Here is a 22,881-nt window from a genome sequence, read left to right as displayed (position 1 = left end):
GTTAGCCTAATACTTTGGTTAGGAAGGCGTCCAATTTAGCCTGACTTTCTTTGGCCGCTTCGATGTCTACTCGCTGCTGGGGTTTCCCGTCAGATGTACTGTTGTCCTTCTTTTTGGTAGTAGTTTTCTTTGATCGCTTAACAGGAGTTGGTTTCTTTTTAGAAGCTGGTTTCTTCTTGGTCTTTGGCGCAGGTGGGTTAGTCGCAGTAGATTTTTCTTTTTTGCCAAGCGCGCGTTCCTGGCGTTTGTACTCTTTGGCGCCTAGCACGACTTTGGCGTGGTCCTGCTTATAAATTCGGATTTCCAGGTCGCCATATTTGTTGACTAACTTTTTCCAGCACGCTTTGAGCCCGCCTCCTTTGCCTTCCGTGCATGCTTGGTATTCCAGGTGGCCGTCCAGCAGCAAGTCCATGATGTACCGCTTCTTGGGATAGTCGGCTGTGTACCGGATAGACAGGTGGGCGTTTTCGGATTCCCCGGAATGCTTGGACCCGTAGCAGGGCATTTTGCTTCCAAACATGGAGTTGATGCGTTTCCAGGATCGAATTTTGTGGAGCTTGTCGATCTCTTTGAGGGTAATCTTAAAAGGGGTATCCACCGGGTTTTCTCGGGTGTCCGACTTGCTTGCTTCTTTAGTGGCAGGGTTAGCTGGTGCTCCTTCACGGTCTTGGGCCGTAAAGGGTACGGCGATAGCAGTAAGTTCACGGTAGCGATTCTTTTCGGTTTCGGCTCCGCCTTCTTTGGTAACCTTAATTTCGATATCACACTCATGGGCGATGCTAGTGTTGCCTTTGTACTGTCCGTCTTTGGTGGCATGGGAGACCATGACGAACATGATTCCGTTTTCGCGACACCATTGGGCTAGCTCGACCGTTTCCTTCGCGTTGGCATCAATCACCGAAATGGAATCCAGGATGCAGGCGAAGGACCTGTTTTTAAGCAGAATTTCTTTGAGGGCCTGAATCGATTTCCATTTGGTAAAATTCAGGTTCCGGTGGGTAGCTCCCAGGCGTTTTACGCGGTCGACCAAGGTTTTACCAAAATGTTCTTCGGCGGGGATATATTCGATGCGGCCATGTTCGGCTAATGCGTCAGCGAGTCCCAGGCTCATCGTTGATTTACCGGCTCCTTTTTCGCCCCAGATAAAAATGACGGCATTCTTCTCGGGTTCGCCGAGCAGTCGCCCGTAGGGTTGGGCTATTGTTATGCCTTTGATATTCAGTTTTGCAAGCTGCTGGGCAGTCATGGATTCCATATTAATCTCGTTTCGTTCGTTTGATTGCGATTCCAATTCCAATAATGGCGATGGTCCCTATTACAAGGAGGGCTGGTTTGGGTAAGGCCCCTTTTGTTGGCACTTGTAGGGATTGCTGAGTAATGCCGAGCCTTTTGAGTAATATTTCATCAGCTGTTCCACTCGGTGGTAGTCTCAATTTTTGTTGGGCTTGCTTGACGGCTGCCTGTGTTTCGGGGCCAAAGATGCCATCAACGCCATATTTGGGAAGCCCGATACCTAGGGCTTTCAGTGCTGATTGCAGGTGCATGACCTGCGGACCTTTGTCGCCTATGCTAAGAGTCATGTTGAAGATCGTTTTCTGTTATATAGGGAAAGGCCGGCTACACCGATGGCAATACCGGCCGAGAGAATACCTGCATGTTTGATTATTGTCGCAGGCTTGCTTTTAGCGACCGAATCTTGGAGTCCGATCATATCGCTTACCGCCTGCAGATCGACGTGCTCGAAGTACTGATTGATGACGTCGGCATTTCCGTTGAATACTTGCTGGAAGGAGCGCCTGTCTTTGGTCAGATCAGCCAGGACAAGGGCCGTAGTAGCAGCTTGTCCTTTACGCCCGCTCAGGGCACGGTCGGCTAGCCCGATTGCTTTCTTAAATGCGTTTCGACTGGTTTGGCGCAGGTAACTGCTAAGATCACCCATCCCGTCATCGACGATCTGGTAGTCTCGGCCTTCGATTAACTCATTCATCAGATTTCTCCTTCTGTTTCGTCCCAGCCATTTGTTTTACGCTGTCTCGAACTCCGGGCATCAGAGGTGCCAGGAAGTACGCGCCCGCGCCAATACCAATCAGCCACAGGGCTTTGGTGAGCGTACTGTTGACGCCGCTGAATGCACCCACAGGGTCCGGTAGGTTGATTTCATACCAGGACTCGGTGGGCTGGGCGTACACTCCACTTTGTTGGCCTTCCTGGATATCCAGATCAAGGGTCATCACGTTCGAGGAGGCGAGTGGCTTGGCCTGTGAGATATTTGCCTCCGTAACATTGCTGTAGTGAAGCTCAAATATGACGGGATGATTTCGATCTGGTCGGAACGAGCGCCCGAAGACTAGTCGGGCTTGGCCGCGACAGCCATCCCACATACTGGTAACAATACGGGATATCGCTAAGACTGATCGGTTTTGGGGATCCAGGGCGGCAACCACTACATCCGGGCAGACGACAAAAAGGAACGAGTTCCAAAAGGTGCGGTAGATATCGACCTCCACATCTACTGAAAAGGGTACCCCGGATTTCGGGAGCCCGCGCTCGGGATGACGTCCGATGATGCGGAGTTCACCGGCTTCCGAGCTTATGATATTGCCGGATATGGAAGCCGAGCCTAACCCGTTGTCACTGTAGTTAGAATAGCTCACTGGTTACCTCCTTCGGGTTATGATTCGCAGCGCCAGGTATCCACCGGCAATCCATCCCAGCGTAGCTTTATTGCGGTTAAACCACGCGCGAATTCCTTTGACGGGATCCTCTTCGGCCAGGCGTCCGCAAAGGGTTTGCTTGGATTGACCCGTTACTTCCGCGCCTTTTGCTACTTCTTGCAGCTGGACGGTGGGTTGCAGGTACACGGTTTCTTGCGAGGCCGTTGGATTGGGATACCGCCCGTTGGGAATGTGTCCGTCAATAAAGTGAGAGATCCCAACCGGATGGGTTGTTGTCTGAATAGCTTCGGTCATATCAGGATTTCTTTTTTAACAGGGTGTACATAATACCTCCGCCTACGACGACAACGCCGCCAATAAGTAGAAGGGAGGTCATATTTCCATTTGACTTCTGGGCTTGCATCAACGCCATCTGTTGCTCGGGCGTCAGGCCAGTGCCCCCAGATTGAGGTTTTCCGCCATTTATAACTCCATCCACAGTTACGGCGGTATCGGCCGCTGTGGTTAAAAAGCTGGACAGGTCATTGAGGATACTGCCAAACTTGGTTTTCTTTGAGGTGCTGCTTGTGGATCCCACGGGAGGGAGGAAACTGTTTGTGTAGTTAAACGGCTGGGTCGTTTGCAAAAAATCTAACTGATCGTAGGAGCTGCTGTTCATAGGGATTGGGATATGCTTATTGGGATTTCAATTTTTTCTTTTTGGCGACAAACATGATGGCGGCTCCCAAAATGGCAACCCCGCCCACCGCTGCCCCTGCTATCATAGCTGTGGATGCGGTCTCTTGTTTGGCAGCCGTATCGGTGACGTTATGCTGTAAGGCCGTCATGAGCTGCTGTTTTTCCTGTTCTATTCTCTTCTTCTCAGCTAGCTTACGCTCGTGAGCTTTGCAGAGGGCTTGCGATTTTTCGCGCTTGCGCCTGCAGCTTTTGAGCTTTCCAAACATTTTGCCCTTGCAGCTTTGGTTGGCATACCGGCAGGGATCATCTTCCTCCCAACCTTCCAGTCCACCACTGGGAAGCTGGCTGGATATGATCAATTGATCATTTTCGGGTTGTATAGCAATGGGTTGCAGATAGGAACTACTCATAAACAGTTGTTAATGGTTGAGGGCCCAGTAGCTGATCCCGCCAAGCGTGAGAAGCCCGGCTGAGAGTCCGCCGTACAGGAGCCATTTTTTGTTTCGAGATTGTTGTTGGTTGGCCAGAAAGCTGTTGTCCAAACTTCCATATTTGTTCAGGTAATCAACGGCCGGTTGTCCGTGCTCTTGAATTACCATAGCGTACTGCTGGAGGATGGCGTTATCCTTTTGGGAAAATGAAATCACGTCCGAACGGACCCCTCGGACCATCAGGTAATCGCGCCATTGTCCGCGCTGGGTGCGTTCGCCCTTATCTTTGGCGCCAAACCATTTGGAAAACAGTGGTTTCATGGTGACGCCCATTTGCAGTGCTGACGAAGCCGCAGCGGTGAGGGTAACGGGATCAATGCCTAATCCATCCGGCATCCGGTTGGGCAGGTGCTTGGACTTTTTGATCAGCCGCTCGTCAAACCTGAACCCGGGATATTTAGCAACGGTCGTATCAAAGGATTTCCACCCTTCTGGGGATCGGAAAACGGTATAAATATGGTCATAGGTTCGTCCTGTTCGGCTGACAATCCGAAAGCCGGTTTGGATGCCCAGGCTTTGCAGCAGGGCCGCTGACAGAATCGCGTGGTCGTCGCAATCTCCGGCTTTTTGCCGGATGGTGACATCGGGGGATTGGATCCGCTCGATATTCCATGGATCGCGCACGTAGTTGATATTTTTCGTTATCCACTTGTAAATGGCACCCGCAATTTGATCTACATTCCGCAGGTCAGGAAGACCGGTGTTAATATTCCTGGGAACCTTGCGGGTAATTTTTAGCGCTAGTCCGCGGATATCCTCGCGTCCGGTATATTTGGTAACAAGCTGGGAAGCCAGTTCCAGGACGCCTTCGATTCCCGGGTATTGCTTGCGGTGGGCAATAATAGAGGCGGCAGCATCTCCTTGGGAGGAGTTTGCTGCCGCCTTAGTGCTCGTCACTGAACCATGGGTCGTGACTGCGTTGCGGGAAGTTGGTATGGGATAGCTGCTACTCAATAGTTGTTGATATCGTTGACATGGATATGATTACCGGCTGGATTTGACGAGCTTTTGCAGCTCAGCGATGACATCGGTGAGCAGTCGCCGGACCTGCGGGCTGACGGTCGTGCCCGTGAAACTCAACAATTGATTACAAGCGAAAGGGGCAGGGATATAGCAAAGCGTATTAGCGTGTTGCCCTAATCCATCCACAAGGGGATATATTGTTTTTGCAATGCGTTCGGCTCCTATATCCCTGCTTATCGCTTCCACAGAAAGTATCTTTGCCATCCGGACCCAGTCGGTCGCGGTGATTGGTTGCCCGCCTTGCTGCATCAAAGCCAGCTGGGATTTAATGCGCTTGGCATAGCAGGCGTATCCGCAGGGCTGGTCAGCCAAGTATTCCAAGGCCATTTTCAAAAGGGTTAGTTGTCCGGGGTTCATCGTGGAATCTTACAGGCTGATGGTTGGTTCGGTGTGGCCGTTGGTGTGGGGCGGGTCAAACATGCCATTCAGAGTGGCAGGTGTTCCAAGTTCGTCGGGCTCAGTTTCCGAGTTGTCGTCGGAGGGAAGGTGCCGAGGAGTCTGGTCCCCGACACCTTTGGGTTGGCTCGCCTCGTCGGTAGAGGGGCTATGGGGTTGTTGGGGTAGCGAGCCAGAAGTAGGTTGAAGTTGGCTTTTAAGAGATTCGGCCATGGCTTTAGCTTGCTCTTCACTGATATCCGGAGTGCCAGTCGGCGTATTTATTTGCTGATTTCTTGCGCTCTGACCCGCAAACAGTTGGGAGATTACGGTAAAAAACATCGGGGCATTTTCTTCCAGCATATCCAGCATGCGGCTTCCGGCGTCTCGGCCACCAGCTCGTTGTTCCATTTCCATGCGGAATTTCAGCTTTTCCAGCTCTCCAAGCTCTTTTTCGAGAGCCTTGAGGTTACTTCGTTGAATTTCTTTGAGGCGGTCAATTTCGTTGCGGTGAGATTCCTTGAGGTCGCCCAGCTCTTTTTGATGGGTTAGCAGCGTAGCCGTTTTGTCTTCGGATAGCTGTCGCTTGAGGCCCATGATTTCATCGACGAGTTGGCGAATCTTCCGGTCGGCGTCATGCAGCTCGCCTTCCAGGCGCAGAGCTCGTTGCTGGTAGTAATTTTCAGGAGTGGATCTGCTGGCTTTTGTAGTTTCTTGTAACAGGGTATCCGATTGCTCGTCAGGTGGATCAATGCGAAAGCCAATAACAATATCTTCGTCGATGCCGGTGTGTAGAGAATACAGCCCTGGGTCCAATTTGAATATTGCCTTGACCACATTGAAGGGCTGACGAAAATTAAAGGGGAGCTCCTTCTCAACTTGCTGGAGCCCGTCGGTGGTACCGGTGATGCGTCCAAAGATCGGCAGGCCCTGCTCCAGCTCTTGCAGGCAGGTGGCGTAATCCCGCTCTTGGGTTTCGTTAGGCATATTTTCCAGCGTTTCAGGCATCTGATTAGCGTTGGTTAGCGTAATGCAATAGCACCACTGTGATCAATAACTGATGCTAACGTAACACTAATTCAAATCAGGAAAAATACCCCGGGATGGGCTGGAACAGGGTGCGATGGGTTGTTTCCGTTTGGGACGGATTGGGAAAAGATGATCCTTTTAGTTTTGAATCACCACATCTTATCTCGAAGTTCTTTTTTGTAAATGTAAAACAACCGAAAAAATATCATGGGGAATTTGCCTCAACATCACTCATCGCATAAGCAGGAAGCAAAAAGTCTAGGAAAACTCAGAGAACTACTGCCAAATGACCTATTCATACTTAGGAGTGAAGATGGAGGAGATTATGGGGTGGACCGAATTTTAGAAGTAGTTAGTGATGGCAGCGTCACAAATATACGTGCTCATGTTCAAGTAAAAAGTCAAAAGAAGGAAACTAAAAGTGATAGTGTTCGATTCCCCGTACCGATAAATACTATTAATTATCTTCTTAATACTATACACTCCTTGTTCATTATTTATTCAGTTGATGAAGATGCTTTTTATTGGGAGTGGACACGTCAGATTGCACTTTCAGCAAACGCAAAACAAATAGATCTGGAAAGTACTAACCAAAAAACTTTTAGCTATACTTTCCAGAAGATGCTTGATACAAGTGCCTTTGAGGATATCCACAAAAAGTTGATTGCTGATAATCACCTGTTAAAAGATATTGAAGTTGATCGCCGCCCTCTTGAAAAATCTTTGATTGAATCACTTCAAGGGACTGTAACATATCGTGAATTGATACTTCTATACTTACAAGGAAAATATGAAGTAGTTATAGGATTTGTTAGAGACAATTCATTAGATAATCCGGAAATAAACTCTCTGGTATCATGGTGTTACTATCAGACTCATAATTATCAACAGGCACTTAGATTTATAGTCAAAGCGCTTCGAAAAAAGTCTTCAGATACTCAATTGTTAAAAATGAAAGCGGCTATTTTGTGTGATAAAGGGCGAAAAGAGCAACACAAGGAAATGGTTAAAGATGCAAAAGCTATCATGCTTGATATAAGTCGCGATTCATGGGGATGGGATGATTATTACAACTTTGGAAATATGTGTGCTGGCTTAGAAGACTATTCTGAGGCGTTGGAATATTATAAGAAAGCACTGCAGGGTAATCCTAATGATCCCAGAATTTGGAAAAATTTAAGCGAATGCTATTACTACCTTAAGGAACATGAAAAAGAGATGGAATGTCTCGACAAAGCCTTAGAGCTAAAGCCGGATTTAATTGAAGCCTTAATCAGCAAAGCTGCTACTTTAGGTAATATTTTCAGTGAATATCATCAAGCGATTAAGTTATTGAATAAAGCTTTACGCATTTCTGAAAATGGATATTTTGATAACAGTGTAATCTATTATTGGTTAGCTAAATTTCATGAAGATCTAGGTGAGACACAGACTGCCTTAAGCCTTGTTGGATCAGGGCAACAAATTTATCCGGGTGATAAGTCATTGAAAAGTCTAAAACTATCAATATTGATTAATTCTTGGAATAAAGATGAGCAAATAAAAAAGCAGGCAATACAACTTTTAAAAGAATTGATTTCAAGATTTCCAAAGGATTTTGGATTAAGAAAAGAATTGCTAAAAATTTATTTCGAAGAAAAAATCACAAAGGAGGCTGTATTATTAATACAAGAATCACTTGAACTTGTGGGGTTTAACTTTTCCGATGAATATGTTTCTAATTTAGAGTATGAAGACTTGAGAATTCTGTTTAACAATATGGATTCATATATGGTATATCGTGAGAGTAATAATATTGGGAAAGAGTTTTTTAAAAATTTTGATCTTAAAATAAAGACCTTACAAAAGATCGAATTTAAATTTGCAATACAATTTGCCAAGTTAGTTGATCAGATAGCCCCAGACCTTTCAAAAAGCAAACTCATTTCAGTACTTGAAAAACACCTAAAGGAATTTATCGATCTTAATAAATTTTGCAGTGAACTACTTATCAAAAAACACAAAACTGATCCAGTGGAAAGGCAGTCCGAAAAAATGACTCAATTAGTTATAGTTTTACCAGAAGTATTACTTGTCGAAGCTTCAAGACAGATGGGTTGGCTATTGGGCCAGAATAATTATGATGATAACTTTAAGGACCAGGTACTTAAAGAGTTAAATCATATAGAAGAGTGGTTTGATCTTAGCATAGAGCCAATTGTAAAAGGGGCTTACAATGTAATTCGTTGGTCAGAATAATGTTAAGTACTTCTTCAAAAGGAGGTGCATAAAGTTTTAAGTTCTATTTTACATAATTAGGAATTAAATCAACGCGAACCAAAATATTTTTATGGGTAGAAGAAATTCTGGAGATGAAACATGGCATAGACTTAAAAATTGGACTAAAGGTAGCAAAGAAGCAGAGCGACTGGCATCGCAAACATTAAGATATGAAGGATTCAAATTTTTAGATCCTTCTCATCCCCATGGTGGTCCTGATCAAGGTAAAGATATAATCTGTTATAAAAATAATAAGGTATTTTTAGTAGCAGTTACTTTTTCAAAAAATGAACTTAGTTGGTCAAAATTGAAGAAAAAGTTTAACAATGACTTCAAAAAAATGACAGATCAACAAGGTTTTATCTTTTTTACAAATCAAGAAATAACTGTTGCTGAAAGAAAAGAATTAAAAAATATAGATGAGAAAATAGAAATAGATGTTTATCACTTAGAGAGAGTTTCTCAAGCTTTAGATTCTCCACCTTGTTATGGCGTAAGGCTTGAATTTCTCGATATAGATATGACAAAGGAGGAACAAATATCTTTTATTAGTTCAAGAGATGAAGTATTACACGAAATAAATGATAGAATTAATGAAGTGATTAAAGAGAGTAAAAACAATATACCCACTGAAGAACTCAGAGAGTTTCAAAATGTTCTGAATCAGATAACTGGCTTTTCAAATGCATCACAAATATCCGTACCTGGATTATCACAGAAAGGCCATGTCTCTAAGTTGAGAGTACCATTAGATGAATTAAAAGAGTTTAAAAAAATACTCCAATCTATCGCAGGAAGTAACATCCATACACGAGCGATTATAGGAGATCCAATTAGTAGATTACAAGTTCCGCTAAGTCAATTAAAGGAGTTTAAAAAAATCCTCACATCGATTGTTGGTAAAGAAGGTATTGGAGCTCATCATTCCTTAGGTCTCAATCAAATAAATAGACTGCAAGTCCCTCTCCAACAATTAAAAGAATATGAAGAAACTCTTGATCGTATAATCGAAAAGAAAAATAAAATCGAATAAAGTTATCAGAATAACTCTTTAAAAAAGGAAGATGCTATTTGGTTAAGCCTCGCGACCTGTTTTTGTTTTAAAGTTACTGATTAACTCAATGTTCAGGCGTCACTTATTTTAATAAAGCTTATGTAAGTCAATTCTAACAAATACAAAATTATGTATATCGACTTTCATAAATATAATTATGACTTAGTACCCAATGAGCTACAAGAAAAGTTCGAGAAGAGAGATAAAGATGCTTATGAAAACATTATCAATGAGTGGATAAATGATAATATTGATGATATGATTGACCGTAAATGGGAGATTGAAGAAATCCAATATTTATCTGAGACAAGTGACTTTATTAAACTCATTCGTGAAGCAGAGAGTTTATATGAGTTAGGTTTCTATACTAGTTGTATTGCTTTGATAGGTGTTTCAGCTGAAGATTTTCTAAAATATCTAGCAATCAAACTTGGTAAACCTGAATACGAAAATGATACACAGTATCAAAGATCAAACAACCTTTTAGATGATGGCTTAATAACACAAGATATCTTCGATTCAATTGATGATATAAGAAAAATTAGAAATGACTGTTTGCACTATAATGATGACTTTAAAGTTAAAAATGAAGCAGAATTAAAGAGAGATGCTCTAAATGTATTAAATAGCTTAAAATCAGTTATTAGATCAATTCTCTTTGCTAATGACAAATTGACCCCTGAAAACTTCGTTGAGTTAATAAAAAATATTGCGAAACCCGATAATGAAGACGCAAGAAACTTTAATGAGACAATAATGAAGCTGAGGAATGTATCTTCTCATTTACTCAAATTTCCAACTGCATTCTCACCAGATCAAGACTTAGTTGTGAAGGAGGACTTTTATAAAATTCTTGATCTTGATATCGATTTCAAAGAAACAACAATTGAAGGTCAAGTATATGTGCCAGGCGCAACTGTTGTTGTTGATTTAACTGATGAATTGATTGAGTACATTAAGTCGACCAATCTTGAAGAAAATAATGTGATTTATGCGATCATAGTATCCGAGCCAAATCAATTTGGGATGACAGCTGAGTGGGATTTTTATCAATTAAAAAAAATAAATGACTTCGAAAAAATAGCGGCCGCATTCGGTGGGTAGTAGTTAAAAAAATAGTTTATTCGAATGAAGTGGGTTTTCTGATCTTGGTAGCCTAACTTTTTATGATTACCCTTTCATTTATAGTCAATTTTAATACTTAGGTCAGCAATTTTTACGTCTGACTGTTTGAAATCGAACCTTTCATGTCACGTACAAGAGAAAAAAGAGTTGGTGAACAGCTACATGTGAATGAACGTCCAGTAAAATTTACTTATTGGCCTATTCTAAGAAGGGGGCGAGGAAGAGCAACAACTCAGACACAAGTTTTTACTAATGATCCATGGGGATTAATCAGGGCATCGCTAAATGAAATTGAAAATGACCAAATAAGGACGGATGCAGAATATTATTTTGAACAATCTGTAGACTTTCAAAAAGCTTATAATAATAGTACATCCATAGCCTCAAAACCATTGCTTCTATATTATTGTATGATGAATCTGGTTAAGACTTTACTGCTCAAGCGAGGTTTTAAACCTTCTGTTGATGAAGCTAAACATGGCTTACAGGAATCTAACTCAGACTTATCTTTCGAAAATCATAAACTAGTTTATTACCGGTCATCTGGTACAACCTCCAACTTGTTTGACGATTTCTATCAATTTTTGACTAATGATCGATTGAAAAATAGAGCAATAATTAAATTATCAGATATTGTTTATCAAATTTTAAATGGTCATAGAATAATGTGTTCCTCAACACGAAGTGCAGAAAAATTTATCTCTTTAAAGGATATTACATTGTTAAATAATGATGATAATGAGCTATGGATGAATTTTAAAGTTGAGAAACATGATTTAAGGAGGTTGAGAGTTTCGGTAAAAGACTTCTTAAAGCGGACAGATTTAAAAGATAACTTCTCTCATGTTTCCAGCGATGGTATTTATTATGAATTTGAATTAGATACCCCTATAACTCACGGTGGTTGGCCTTCTGATTATTTAGAGCAATTAAGCAATAAATTAATACCACCAACATGGGTGGTATTGTCGAGTAGCAAGCCTTACAGAAAATATTATGCCTATATGGCAAATAAATCTGATAATGAGCTAGTTCTACCACAATTAGCCTCTATATATGCTTTTTCATTCTATCTAAGTTCGATTACAAGATATAGACCATCCCAATTTAAGAAGATTATGAAGTCAAACTACAGTACGTTTGTCTCTGAATTTATAAATAACCAATTAGTACAATTTGTTTACTTAGTAGCGAGTGAATTTGCAAAAAGAGATGTTGTAAAACCATCGATAGTTTAGATACTTGCTAGCAATAGGGAAACGGATATGCTTTTTTCTTCCTGGTTAGTTTCCCTAAATTTTTCAGCAAGAATTAACCCAAACAATTAAAGGCAAGTTTATTACAAATAGCTAAAATTCTGATCCAATTTAAGCCCTTATCATTCTCAGAGTTTAATTAACATAATTGAAAAAATGACTTTAGAAGAAGAGAAAAACGAGCTAACACAAGATGAATTTTTATGGATAGAGAGTGTTTATGAACAGACGAATGGGGAAGGAAAAGCAAATTCCCGAGAATTATTAGTAGACCTTTGGGATGATTTATCTGATGACTTTCACCCAACAAATGTCAATTCAAATTTTTATGTGAGTGATACGAGAAACGACAGATATCAAGAACTTACTTTATTGGGGGTCTTTTTAGTTGATCCAAATAATCAATTACTAAATGATACTGATGCAGTAATCAAAGAAGTTAGAAAGCAATTAGTTGCTAATCCTCAGCTAGAGGAAGTTAGTTCTGCAAGAATTGCTGAAAGTCTAAGTATTCAAGAGGAAAGGGTCAGGAAGATCTTTGACTATTTGAGGGACCTCGGAAACTTTTGGTCTGGAGCATCAAGTGAAAAAGATGTAGAAGGGTACTCAAAAATAAGGTTAGAAAGAGAAGGTGTTATAATAGAGTATCTCAGTTATTCTGATATAAAGGATCAAATCAATAAGAAACTAGAGAAACGCAGTAATAGTAATAGAAATGAATTTTCTATTCCTGAGAAGCAAGAAGAGGAAAAGGAGGGTATTTACAAAAATACCGTTTTTATTATGATGCATATGAATGAAGACATTCCAGGACTGGAAGATGTAAAAAATACTATTAAAGAAGTCTGTGATAAATTTGGACTAAAAGCAATCAGAGCAGATGATATTGAGCATCAAGATCGGATTACCGACGTGATTCTAAAACATATACGGAAATCTGAATACTTGATTGCGGATTTGTCTGGTTCAAGGCCTAATGTTTACTACGAAATCGGCTATGCTCATGCAATGGATAAAAAACCGATTTTATATCGAAAGAAAGGAACCGAAATACATTTTGATTTAGCCATTCATAATGTGCCGGCATACAGTAACATTACCGAACTTAAATCAATGCTTATAAATAGATTTGAAGCTTTATTGGGTAGAAAGCTTGCGGAAGGTTAAAGTGAAGTAGTCCTATCCCAGATCCCAATCAATATCTTTCAGCCGCTCAGCAACCCTTTTAATATCTTGTAGTACAGCATCATCTTCCGGAAGATCGCCAATAACCAACTCACTAAAAGTGCCGTTATAAACAGACCTGATCTTATCCCAGGTTGCTTCGGGTTTGTCAAAAAGAAGGGCTGATGCAGGATGCTTGTACAGCCAGTTGTATTTGTCGCCATAGCTTTCGATATCGTCTGCTCCCACTTGAAGCAGCATCTCATCCAGCTTATCGCTTTCAAAGAAGTCTTGAATTGCCGGTTGCTTTAACAGCATGTGAATATCGTAGGTATGGCGGACTTTATTCCCGAGATCCTCATAGGGATTTTCGGCGTGAGAAAATCGGACCAGTGACATTATCTTTTCGCAAAAGGTCCGTTCTATCGTTAGTACTTTCAAGGGGAAGGGAGCTAATCCATATTTTTCAATGAGCTCTTTCTGACCTCTCGCTTTCATCATATCGGCTATAAACGAGTGAACCTCTACTTCTTCATGAGGTTCAAAATGTCCCAGCCTTGAAACCTCAACTATGATTTTATCGCGAACCTGCCCATAGGTTTGGTCATATCCATGTTTTGCATACTCGTAGGCTACCTTTCTATTTTTCCCACGTTTCATGGTAATCCTGGGTAATTCTACTTCCTCCAAATCGGTATCATCAACCACTTTGCTAACATCCCGGACTCTTTTGTCCATTTGAGTGTTGGACAGGTCGGGATCTTCTAACACCACAAGATCTATATCCTCCGAAAACCGGTTGATCGCCTGGTAGCATTTAGCAAGCGAGGTACCGCCCTTAAATACAGCAACGTCTTTCATGTCTGAATGAAAGATCGCATGGAGGGCATAGGTTACCCAATAGTCTTTCTCGATATAGATTTCCCGAATATTCTTATGATCGGCGGTAGCTCTTATAGCGTCCCGAAAGATTTCGGCATCTTCGTGTAGGTTCATCTAGATAATATTCCAGTTTTGGGCTGTGGACAAGCTACTGCTAAGACTACCGAATTCATAACTCGACAAGGGATTCAGGCTATTCTTCAATTTAGGAAAAGCGCTGTTGAATTCCTGATCGGTAAGCAAGGCTCCCAGCAGCGCCCGCACGCGGGGAGGATATTGCAGGGCATATGTAATTAGCCTATTTCTGTCGGTAGTACTCAAATCACGTATGCGCCCTTGAAGTTGCCCGATAGCATCATCGATATCTAGGTCCGGGATTTTCTTAAAATCCTTTATGGCATCCAGGATCTCCAGGAAACGGATGTTGTCGTCAGTGGGATCCACGTAGCTTTTGACTGATTTTATCTTCAGGTTATCAATCTTGGCATTTATCCTTTTTTTATTGCAGGCCAGGGTAACGGTTTTTGGGATCTGCGTCGTAAGCCCCATCCGATTGTACAAAGATAGACCGGTGATATAGGCTATACGATTGTCGCCTTCATACGTATAGGGTTTAAGCAGCTGTTCTTCATTAGGCTTTAAATCACCAAATACCGATTTCTTGGGCTTGTAAAACAGGCCTTTGGAAATCCTTTTTACAGCACCGTTGGATATCAACCGCTCGATGGCTTTGGTAGCAGCCCCGTACTCGCTATTATCGATGTCGAGCTGGTCATATTTAAATGTGGTTCCTTCGTCAAAGGAGGAAACTTTCTCTTTTATTCTTTTTGCAGTACTCATAATGCTAGGTGTTATACTAGTGACCTTTCAACAGCTTGTATCAATATAGCATTTAATCATTAGATATGTCAAGTTATTTGCGTTGTTTACTTGACGTAGTGGATATATTTATTTTCGCTCGGCAAGAAAGCTTTGAACTTGTTACGGAATATGCTGAGTAGAAAATCTAATGCTTGTATAAGTGCAGGCTACTAATAAATCGCTATAATTTTCCTGGAACTGAAGAGGATTGGCTTATTTTTTCCTTTTGGTAGTTACTGATGTGTTTTAGAGGGGTTTGTTATTCACAAGTAAAAGCTGATACTAGTTTATTTTTATTTAACTCTTTTAAATTATTACCACATACTATTCCAACACTAAATCTGGCTCTTGTGATTGCAACATAAAATTTTGCTTTCGTTTGATCCTTTAAGTTTGTTTCAGGATCCTTTATCCATTTCAACATGCTTTTTGTAGGGTAAATCAAAACTCTATCATAAGTTTGCCCTTTGGATTCTCCAAAATTTAAAACGGGATACTCTTCTAATACTTTCTTGTTCTTACTACTCCACCGAAGTTGAATGGGATCATACTTTTCTAAATATTTAAACCGATCTTTGCTCTTAACAAGAAATATTCCATCATGTTCAGTCTCTTCACTATTTGCTGATTTCGCAGGTTCAAAATCTGGATAAAGTCTATTTGCAAAGTTACATATTTCAGGATTATTTCGGTGCGAATTTGATAGTGTTGTTCTATCTACTTCAACATTCTTATCGTCACATTCATCGTTAATAAAATCCGCAATTTTTCCATTCTGATATTTTTTGAACTTCTTCTCCCAGTGGGTCAAGTATGTAACTTGCCTCGGATCCCCCACGAGAGTTAAAGATGAATTGCTACTAAATATTTGTTTCAAAAAAGAAAGGTCATAACCAGCTAAATCTTGGGCTTCATCAATAAAGATATTCTGATATATCTTTGATATGCGATCTATTACTAATCCATTACTTTCAAGGTTACATTTGTACACAAATTTCGAAAGCTTGTCAGAATAAATCTTATTTCCTTTTGAAAAATAGTGTCTCTTGAAATTTTTTGATTCCTTAAAAGGAATTGGATTCCCTTTGTAATAGTATTTTATTCCTGATTGTTTATTAACAAATGTAAGCCCTTTTACTTTTTCCTCAAACAAGAAGCTTTGAAATGGCTTTACACCATGTTGTATTAAAAAAGAAAACCAAGTTTGAATGGTAATATCTTCTGGGATAAACCCATTTAGTTCTATAAACTTTTTCCTTATTTCTTTTTCATTTACTTGAGTATAAGTAGTAATTAAATTATTACCCTCTTCGACTGATAGCGCTTTTTTAACTATATGAGTAGTCTTACCCGCTCCTGCAGCTGCAATCAATAGTTTATTTTTACTCATCTCTCTCGAACTTAAAAGAGTTAAGTATATACTGAGGAAAGCTTATTTCTTGATCGGAATTGAAAATCATTAAGGCACAATCAGTTTTATTGTTGTACATATATTTAAGAATTCCATCCTCATCATAATCAGTGTTAAAGACTTTATTTAAAGTTTTTACGTCATTCTCTTTCAATATTTTTGGTTCAAGTGTATTGTAATTAAACTCTTTATTACTGATCGTCAGATCCCCATCATCAATTTCACTGTCAAAGCAAATATTGATGCAGTCTTTAGAATCTTTATCTAGATAATTCTTGTATTTTTTCTTTAAAGCTTCAATATCGCCATCATTATCAGTTACAACAGATACTTCTTTCTTTAATTTTTCAGCAATTTCTAAAAATCTTTTAAATGAGGTACCAACTGATATTACATCTATTCCATCCTGTATTGGAAGTTTATCATTTTCATCTAGATAGGCTCTTTGAACAATAAGTTCATCGGAATCCCCTTCAACGAGTATAGCTTTATCACATAAGATCAGTCTTAGTGTATCATATCCTGAAAGTTTCTTGAAGAAAGTCTGTGTCGATTCTTCAAGATCACTTAGCTGTGTAATCGATAACTCATGTAAAAGAAGTAAGTTTTCTAAGCCGAGTTTATTCGCGACAAAACTACTATGCGTTGAAATGAGTATCTGTTTGTCCTCACTTCCAGCCTCAATGTCATGAATAAGTTGGTTAAGTTTAGTATGAGATAAATGATTCTCTGGTTCTTCAAGCAGTATCAAATTGGCTTCTTTAGTTTTTTTATGACTCAAAGCCAATTTAGTTTTGATAACACATTGTTCTCCTTTCCCAATATGTTGAAATGGGATTTCATCCAGATAAGTCATCAAAGTATTTTTCCATGCATCTCTCGAAGAAAGTTCAACAGATAGTTCTACTTCTTTATCTGAAATATCCGATGACTCTTTGATTTTTTTATTAATTGCTTGAATGGCATCTTCATCCCGAAATACATCTTTCATTTTTCTATGAGCTTGAGAAATATCAACTATTTCTTTTGACTCCAACAAATTCCTAATAATACGAGATATATAAATATCAGATCCACTTTTATATCTAGAGTTTGATGAATCTATTAAAGCTGATTTCACAGGTAAACTTCGAGGTGTAATAGACGAGTCTCTGGCAAACGACTTCCAATAGTATTTATAATATTCTATAGGTAAAGACTTGATATCATCCTGTTGAACCAAATGTTTATACTCATCCTTATAGTTTTCATCAAACTCAATGTTGAAAGAAAAACCACATGCCTTATTACTTTTCAAACTGTTACCATTTCCTATAAACTCTGCTGCATCATCGGAATCAAAATAAACCTCAATCAAGATACTTGGAGGTTCAATAGGATCTTTTTCTAAACTTGCTAAATACTTCGTGACCTCTTGTTTATTAAAAAGGTATTCTGACAATTCACTAGAGATGTGCCTACCATTTATCCAACCAGTTAATGCTAAATGAATTGCATCTAAAATTGTGGACTTACCAGCCTCATTGTCCCCAACTATAATATTTAGCCCTTCTTGCAAATCAATTTTAAAAGTGCCACTAAAACATTTAAAATTTTTGATAATTACTTTTTCAAAAATCATCTCTTAAAGAATTATTTAGTTTTAAATATTTACACTCATTCCCACTATCCCAATCTCTACCTCAATGAATCCATGAGGAATATATTAAAGCTGATCTATTTTCTGTTTCATTGATCCTAAAGCTGTTTCCAATAACGGAAATAATCATAAACTCTGTCAGGATCGTTTAAGACATTTTGTAAGTCTAAATTCGTAAGGTCTATATTAATTCTATTACCATCTTGGCCCAATTCATTTAGAGTATCATAAATATTTAATCCCGGATCAGATGGACCCGGTAGCAAAACTATAAATTTTCTTTCTCTTTGATCGGTTTCTAATGTAAATGCTACAGCAAATGATTTTAGGCTTTCAGGTTTCGTAATTAAATTGATTCCTTCAAATTCTGATGGAAAGTCTACATCTGCAATCCCAAACCCAGGATACTTTAAGTCGTTATAATTTTGAATTTGCTCTCTTATAACGTGCATATGCGGATTGATTAAACTGGCATACCCAAACTCACTTACCAACCAAAGATAGGCTATTCTTAACTTTGCAACTCTTGCACGACTTTTCCTGTGCTCACCATAAATAGTAACTCTGATATTTTCCATTTCTGCATCACCTCTTTTGAATAAGCGGTGATAATGTTTCTCATGGGAACTTCCTTCAATCGCAAGAAGTTTAATTCCACCTTCTTCAGTATGGTGAATAGTTCCACCTATATTCCATTTGTTATCTACCTCAAATCTTGCTTTTCGCTTGATATTAGATATGCCAGAGAAAAAATCCTTTGTGAGTAATTGTTCTTTTAAATGTTTATCGAGAGAACTTCCCTGCTCATTGTTACACATCTTACAGGTTAAAAGTTTTACATTTCCCCCCAATGTTTTAGGAGGAACATCTTCCAGAGTTAGGTGATCTTCATATTCTTTTGATAGTCCATTTTTATCAAAAATCTTATGACACAGGGGACAAATGTATCCAGATGTTTTTTTCCCTTTTAAGTCAAACTTTGGATGGTTTTTCAGTAATTCTAGATTCTTGGAGAAGATATTGTAGATTTTCTCTCTTCTTTTATGCCCAGATGTTTTTTTCATTTTTATAAGTCTATTTAACTTAGACTATCTTCCACAATTCCAATCTCCTCCTCACTTAACCCATAAAGCTTATACACAAGCTGGTCTATTTCTTCTTCCAGTTCGCTGGTATCGGCTTCGGGATTTTCTTCTTTGGCAGTAAGGATTTGGTCGACCTTTTTCTCAAATTTTTTCTGATTTTTATTATTTGTCTCTTTAATTGGGAGAGTTCTAATATCAGTTAATGTTAATTGGGAGAAGTCATCTTTACTTGCCAAAGATGATCCGCCTACAACTAAATATGAAAAGAAGCTGCTGTTAATTAGCGACAGGATATATTTAATTCTAAAAGAGTCATCAATTAACAAAACATTATATATGTCTTTTTTGTTAACAAACTCTTTTTTTGTAAAAGTACCCATCATTCTGAACTGTCGACTTATTAGACGACGAATTAATATACGCTCTCCTTTGAAATAAGAGTACTCACCCGGCTTTTCTCTAAGATTATCTCCATATTTAACCCATTTATAATCTTCTTTAAGAGTATACCTGTATAAGTCTCCAATAAAGTAGCGTTTTCTATCTTTACCTTTGGTATCATATACGTCTCCATCATTTGCTAAAATACCTCGTGTTGTATCACAAATTTCTTCTAATAAGGAGGATTCCTTTAATGCTTTGTTTTTGATTTCGTAATAGGTGGGTTTAAATATGATCTCATACTTCTCTTCATTTTCCCAATAATCTGAGGGTAATATCTTCCACGATATTTCATTTAATTCGTCATCGCTTATTTTTTCTCTTGGGTGAAACTCAAATACTTCTGAGTTATAAGAATCTCGTTTTTTATTTTGGAATAAGTATATTCCAGTATCAATGTATGCGTCCTCAAATACATCATATGGCAGTATAATTGCTTGTGTTATAGTACGTTCATCTTTAAGGTGCTCTCTAAGCCATTTGTAGTTTGAACCAGTTAGCCAAGATACAGGTGTGATATATGATGTATAAGAATCAGCCTTGCCGATCATATGTCCCAATTCAATAAAAGCAGAATAGACGTCATAGTTACCTTTCACTGCATAAAACTTATTTTTCAGATACTGCTTTTCATTAGAAGTTAGGGTAGTACCATAAGGAGGATTTGCTATTAGTACGTCAAAACCTGTAAAGTTGCCATCCTCATCCAGCACCTCCGGAAATTCAAAGCGCCACTCAAATGCCTGGTCATAGAAGGTAGCATTTTCTAGCTCTTTCAACTCCTCTTCTAACTTGCCAATTTTCTTCTTGACCTTTTTAATCTTCTTCTGCTCCTTTTTGCTCTTCTTTTCCCCTTCAAAAAGGTCCAGCTTTGCCTCTTCCTTAATCAGAATCTCGCGCTGTTTCTTCAGTTTTTGTCGGACGGGGTGCAGTTCTTTTAGTCCCACCGAAAAGCTCTCCTTAATAGAATTAATCTGCTCTTTCAGTGCCCGCTTGTCCTCGCGGTCGCCGGTTTCCTTATAGCTTCGGACGGCCTGTTTGTATTCCTCAATTGTCAGATCGTCGTTATTGGCCAGAATTTGAGAAAGGTTGGCATCCAGATCAAAGCGACTGACCAGCGAATTGCTTTGTTTGATATTGATATCAATATTGGGAAGCACTTCGAGCTGTTGAAAGTCCGTACTTTCCTTGTAATAGGCATGCTTAAGCAGCTCAATCCATAGGCGGAGTCGACAGATATTGACCGAGTTGGGATTGATGTCTACCCCGAATAGGCAGTTTTCAATGAGGATATTCTTTTCCCGAAATAGCGCTTTCTGCAGTCGCTGGGTGTCGGGACCCACGGTACGTTCAATGGTTACATTTTCTTTCCACTCGGAATGCACCCGGTATTCGAAAAAGGGATCTTGTCCCACCGAAATGCTGAGCTCATCATTGTCCACGCTGATCTCCACATCCCGAATGCGGTGATTATCCTCATCCACAAAGATGCGGAGATCACTTTTAATGGCTATCAACTCATTCAGGGCTGAAACCAAAAAGTGTCCGGACCCTACGGCCGGATCACAAATCGTGATGCTGTTGACGATTTCGTTGGCCTTATCATATGGGATTTCGTGGCGGGATATCTTGGCGGCTATATCATCAATGGACCCGCAGTCCCAGTTCTCGTAGGTTTCATTAAACTTTTGCACCACCGCCCGACGAATGGTTTCGCGACACATGTATTCGGTAATATAGCCGGGCGTAAAGAACGAACCATCTTTATAGCCGTTAATCTTTTCAAAGATGCGTCCCAGCACCGAAGCGTTAATAAGCGTTTTAGCTTCTTTCTGGACCTCGGCCGTACCTTCCGTGTTAAAGTTATAGGCATCAAGAAAACGCAGTAGGTATTCGAGAGCAGACCGCTTTTCTCCTTTGAGGCGCTGGCCGTCCCGGTTGCGAATTTTACTTCGGTTGTACACCGGCATTTGTAGCCCGTCTTCCAGCTCCGATATGCGAATAGTATCTTGCTCAATATCAGCCACATCAAACAGAGAGCTGTTTAGGTAGGGGATATGCCCAAAGTGCTTGTTGATGCGCTCGGAGCGATCCTCCTGAGGGACGGCCAAAACCTGGAAGAAAAGTTTATTTAGTCCATCATATTCGTCAATGTCGCGATGGCTTAAAAACCGAAACCGGTCATCTTCCCGGTGGTATTTAAAGAGTTGGGATTCCAGTAGTTTCAGAAACAGGATCCGGTTAATCCAGGTGATTAATAGCTGAATGGCCACATTAAATAGCTGCTCCTGTTCATCTTCGCCAAACCCCGATCGGTTGGGGAGCCGTGAAATTACGTTCAGGCTTTTAAGCTGGGTGATGGTGTTTTCAATTAAGGAAGCATGCTGGCGGTTTTCCTCATCCAGCCGGGTAATGTAGTGGGTGCCTTTCTCCTTGTATTCTTTCAGGCCCATGATATAGAGCAGCTCACGGTAAAAGGCTTTGTTGAGCTCGTTGCTGTCACTGGCAAAGGGTTGTTTGAGCAGATGCGTAGGCGTAAATAGTTTAAAAACCGGCACCAACTTTTTCTGCTCATCACGGCTGAGCTCATCTTTTTCCAAAAGCCTTCGATACCTACTCAGATCTAATTCGGCTGCAGTAATATTTGCCTCAAGTTCATCCACAAATTTCGCCAGGTGATCATAGACAAACTGGGTACCGGAACTAACTTTTTGTCCCTGTTTCCACTCCTCATACCAGTTTTGAAGCTTTTTGGATTCGTAGAAATAACGTTCGAAATCTTGGGCATCAAAGATATACCAGTGGTACACATCGGTAATGATGATATGTTTGATATCTTCGTTGCCGTTATCGATGCGTTCCCGTAGATAGTAGAGAATGGATTCGTGCAATGCCTTACGGTTTAGGTCATCCCCGGTAATCATCTCCGAACTATTGGATGGCCGCTTGGCTTCAATGATGACACCCACATTCGACTTTCGGGTTTTGCCGTTATGGATGGCCAGATCTTGTCGCTCCTTGGTGTTGATGTAGTGGTCTTCCTCGAAATTGGTTTTGCTGAAGAAAGGTTTGATCAGGTTTTTCAGATGTTCTTCGGATTCGCCTTCCTCCACCGCATCGTCAGCCTGGCTCAACAGCTTTAACAGTCGCTGACGAAAGGTTTCGAATTCGGTCTCGGTAATCGACTCTTGCAGGAATGCGTTGTCAACAGCTCGTCTTGGGGATATCGTCTCTATCTGCATCAGTAATTGTTAAATAAACCAACGTTAGTTTGACCTCATTCTAAGGACTGGGAGGGGAAAGAGCAAAAAGGAATAACGCTATGGGGTTAAGTAAGCCTCATTCCAAATTTTTTGAATAGTTCTTTTAGAAAGCCTACTAGTTTACCAAAAGGAAAGCTATTTTTATTCAGATCGTGCTTATGCCAGAGACC

General features: G+C 40.2%; 21 protein-coding genes. 5 read left to right on the top strand and 16 right to left on the bottom strand.

Going from position 1 to position 22,881, the window contains the following annotated elements; all coding sequences use genetic code 11:
- Position 1: 1 nt before the first annotated feature.
- From AAFH98_RS02265 to AAFH98_RS02220, 10 genes are all read right to left on the bottom strand, one after another.
- Entirely contained in the window at positions 2-1,255 is a 1,254-nt protein-coding gene (locus AAFH98_RS02265) for a P-loop NTPase family protein (protein ID WP_342521049.1), read from the bottom strand.
- Position 1,256: 1 nt separating this feature from the next.
- On the bottom strand, positions 1,257-1,580 hold the full coding sequence (locus AAFH98_RS02260; RefSeq protein ID WP_342521048.1) for a peptidoglycan-binding domain-containing protein: 324 nt from the start codon (positions 1,578-1,580) through the stop codon (positions 1,257-1,259).
- Positions 1,577-1,987, bottom strand: a complete 411-nt coding sequence (locus tag AAFH98_RS02255; protein ID WP_342521047.1) for a hypothetical protein — start codon at positions 1,985-1,987, stop codon at positions 1,577-1,579. Before AAFH98_RS02255 ends, AAFH98_RS02260 begins: the two co-directional genes overlap by 4 nt.
- The gene (locus tag AAFH98_RS02250; RefSeq protein WP_342521046.1) at positions 1,980-2,654 is read right to left on the bottom strand and encodes a hypothetical protein; all 675 of its coding nucleotides are present in this window, start codon (positions 2,652-2,654) and stop codon (positions 1,980-1,982) included. Before AAFH98_RS02250 ends, AAFH98_RS02255 begins: the two co-directional genes overlap by 8 nt.
- A gap of 3 nt (positions 2,655-2,657) precedes the next feature.
- Positions 2,658-2,969, bottom strand: a complete 312-nt coding sequence (locus tag AAFH98_RS02245) for a hypothetical protein (protein WP_342521045.1) — start codon at positions 2,967-2,969, stop codon at positions 2,658-2,660.
- Position 2,970: 1 nt separating this feature from the next.
- Entirely contained in the window at positions 2,971-3,333 is a 363-nt protein-coding gene (locus AAFH98_RS02240; RefSeq protein WP_342521044.1) for a hypothetical protein, read from the bottom strand.
- A 16-nt stretch (positions 3,334-3,349) separates the two neighbouring features.
- Positions 3,350-3,763: a hypothetical protein gene (locus AAFH98_RS02235; protein WP_342521043.1), complete on the bottom strand. Its 414-nt coding sequence runs from the start codon at positions 3,761-3,763 to the stop codon at positions 3,350-3,352.
- Positions 3,764-3,772: 9 nt separating this feature from the next.
- The gene (locus tag AAFH98_RS02230) at positions 3,773-4,741 is read right to left on the bottom strand and encodes a transglutaminase-like domain-containing protein (protein WP_342521042.1); all 969 of its coding nucleotides are present in this window, start codon (positions 4,739-4,741) and stop codon (positions 3,773-3,775) included.
- Between the two features lie 87 nt (positions 4,742-4,828).
- Positions 4,829-5,071 (bottom strand): hypothetical protein, encoded by a 243-nt coding sequence (locus AAFH98_RS02225; protein ID WP_342521041.1) that lies wholly within the window; start codon positions 5,069-5,071, stop codon positions 4,829-4,831.
- A 162-nt stretch (positions 5,072-5,233) separates the two neighbouring features.
- Positions 5,234-6,250, bottom strand: coding sequence for a hypothetical protein (locus AAFH98_RS02220; RefSeq protein WP_342521040.1), 1,017 nt, complete (start codon positions 6,248-6,250; stop codon positions 5,234-5,236).
- A gap of 228 nt (positions 6,251-6,478) precedes the next feature.
- Between AAFH98_RS02220 and AAFH98_RS02215 the strand changes: the two genes are divergently transcribed.
- The 5 genes from AAFH98_RS02215 to AAFH98_RS02195 all read left to right on the top strand — a co-directional run bounded on the left by AAFH98_RS02215 (position 6,479) and on the right by AAFH98_RS02195 (position 13,132).
- Entirely contained in the window at positions 6,479-8,509 is a 2,031-nt protein-coding gene (locus tag AAFH98_RS02215; RefSeq protein ID WP_342521039.1) for a tetratricopeptide repeat protein, read from the top strand.
- Between the two features lie 91 nt (positions 8,510-8,600).
- On the top strand, positions 8,601-9,563 hold the full coding sequence (locus AAFH98_RS02210; protein WP_342521038.1) for a hypothetical protein: 963 nt from the start codon (positions 8,601-8,603) through the stop codon (positions 9,561-9,563).
- 150 nt (positions 9,564-9,713) lie between these two features.
- Positions 9,714-10,688 carry a DUF4145 domain-containing protein gene (locus AAFH98_RS02205; RefSeq protein ID WP_342521037.1) on the top strand — a complete coding sequence of 325 codons (975 nt, stop codon included), beginning with the start codon at positions 9,714-9,716 and terminating at the stop codon, positions 10,686-10,688.
- Between the two features lie 143 nt (positions 10,689-10,831).
- Positions 10,832-11,947, top strand: a complete 1,116-nt coding sequence (locus AAFH98_RS02200) for a YaaC family protein (protein ID WP_342521036.1) — start codon at positions 10,832-10,834, stop codon at positions 11,945-11,947.
- A 174-nt stretch (positions 11,948-12,121) separates the two neighbouring features.
- Complete coding sequence (locus AAFH98_RS02195) at positions 12,122-13,132, top strand: hypothetical protein (RefSeq protein ID WP_342521035.1); 1,011 nt, start codon at positions 12,122-12,124, stop codon at positions 13,130-13,132.
- Between the two features lie 12 nt (positions 13,133-13,144).
- Here AAFH98_RS02195 and AAFH98_RS02190 read toward each other — a convergent pair whose 3' ends face one another.
- The 6 genes from AAFH98_RS02190 to AAFH98_RS02165 all read right to left on the bottom strand — a co-directional run bounded on the left by AAFH98_RS02190 (position 13,145) and on the right by AAFH98_RS02165 (position 22,690).
- On the bottom strand, positions 13,145-14,125 hold the full coding sequence (locus AAFH98_RS02190) for a nucleotidyl transferase AbiEii/AbiGii toxin family protein (protein WP_342521034.1): 981 nt from the start codon (positions 14,123-14,125) through the stop codon (positions 13,145-13,147).
- The gene (locus AAFH98_RS02185; protein WP_342521033.1) at positions 14,126-14,851 is read right to left on the bottom strand and encodes a type IV toxin-antitoxin system AbiEi family antitoxin domain-containing protein; all 726 of its coding nucleotides are present in this window, start codon (positions 14,849-14,851) and stop codon (positions 14,126-14,128) included. It abuts the gene before it with no gap.
- A gap of 280 nt (positions 14,852-15,131) precedes the next feature.
- Positions 15,132-16,262, bottom strand: a complete 1,131-nt coding sequence (locus AAFH98_RS02180) for a UvrD-helicase domain-containing protein (protein WP_342521032.1) — start codon at positions 16,260-16,262, stop codon at positions 15,132-15,134.
- On the bottom strand, positions 16,255-17,904 hold the full coding sequence (locus AAFH98_RS02175) for an ATP-dependent nuclease (RefSeq protein ID WP_342521031.1): 1,650 nt from the start codon (positions 17,902-17,904) through the stop codon (positions 16,255-16,257). Before AAFH98_RS02175 ends, AAFH98_RS02180 begins: the two co-directional genes overlap by 8 nt.
- Before the next feature lie 116 nt (positions 17,905-18,020).
- The gene (locus AAFH98_RS02170) at positions 18,021-18,986 is read right to left on the bottom strand and encodes an HNH endonuclease (protein WP_342521030.1); all 966 of its coding nucleotides are present in this window, start codon (positions 18,984-18,986) and stop codon (positions 18,021-18,023) included.
- Between the two features lie 14 nt (positions 18,987-19,000).
- Positions 19,001-22,690 carry a DUF7149 domain-containing protein gene (locus AAFH98_RS02165; protein WP_342521029.1) on the bottom strand — a complete coding sequence of 1,230 codons (3,690 nt, stop codon included), beginning with the start codon at positions 22,688-22,690 and terminating at the stop codon, positions 19,001-19,003.
- Positions 22,691-22,881: the final 191 nt, after the last annotated feature.

The sequence above is a fragment of the Fodinibius sp. Rm-B-1B1-1 genome (assembly GCF_038594945.1).
In the GTDB taxonomy this organism is placed as follows: Bacteria; Bacteroidota; Rhodothermia; order Balneolales; family Balneolaceae; genus Fodinibius; species Fodinibius alkaliphilus.
Note: the sequence above shows the minus strand (reverse complement) of the source record. Positions and strands in the feature narration are given on the sequence as shown.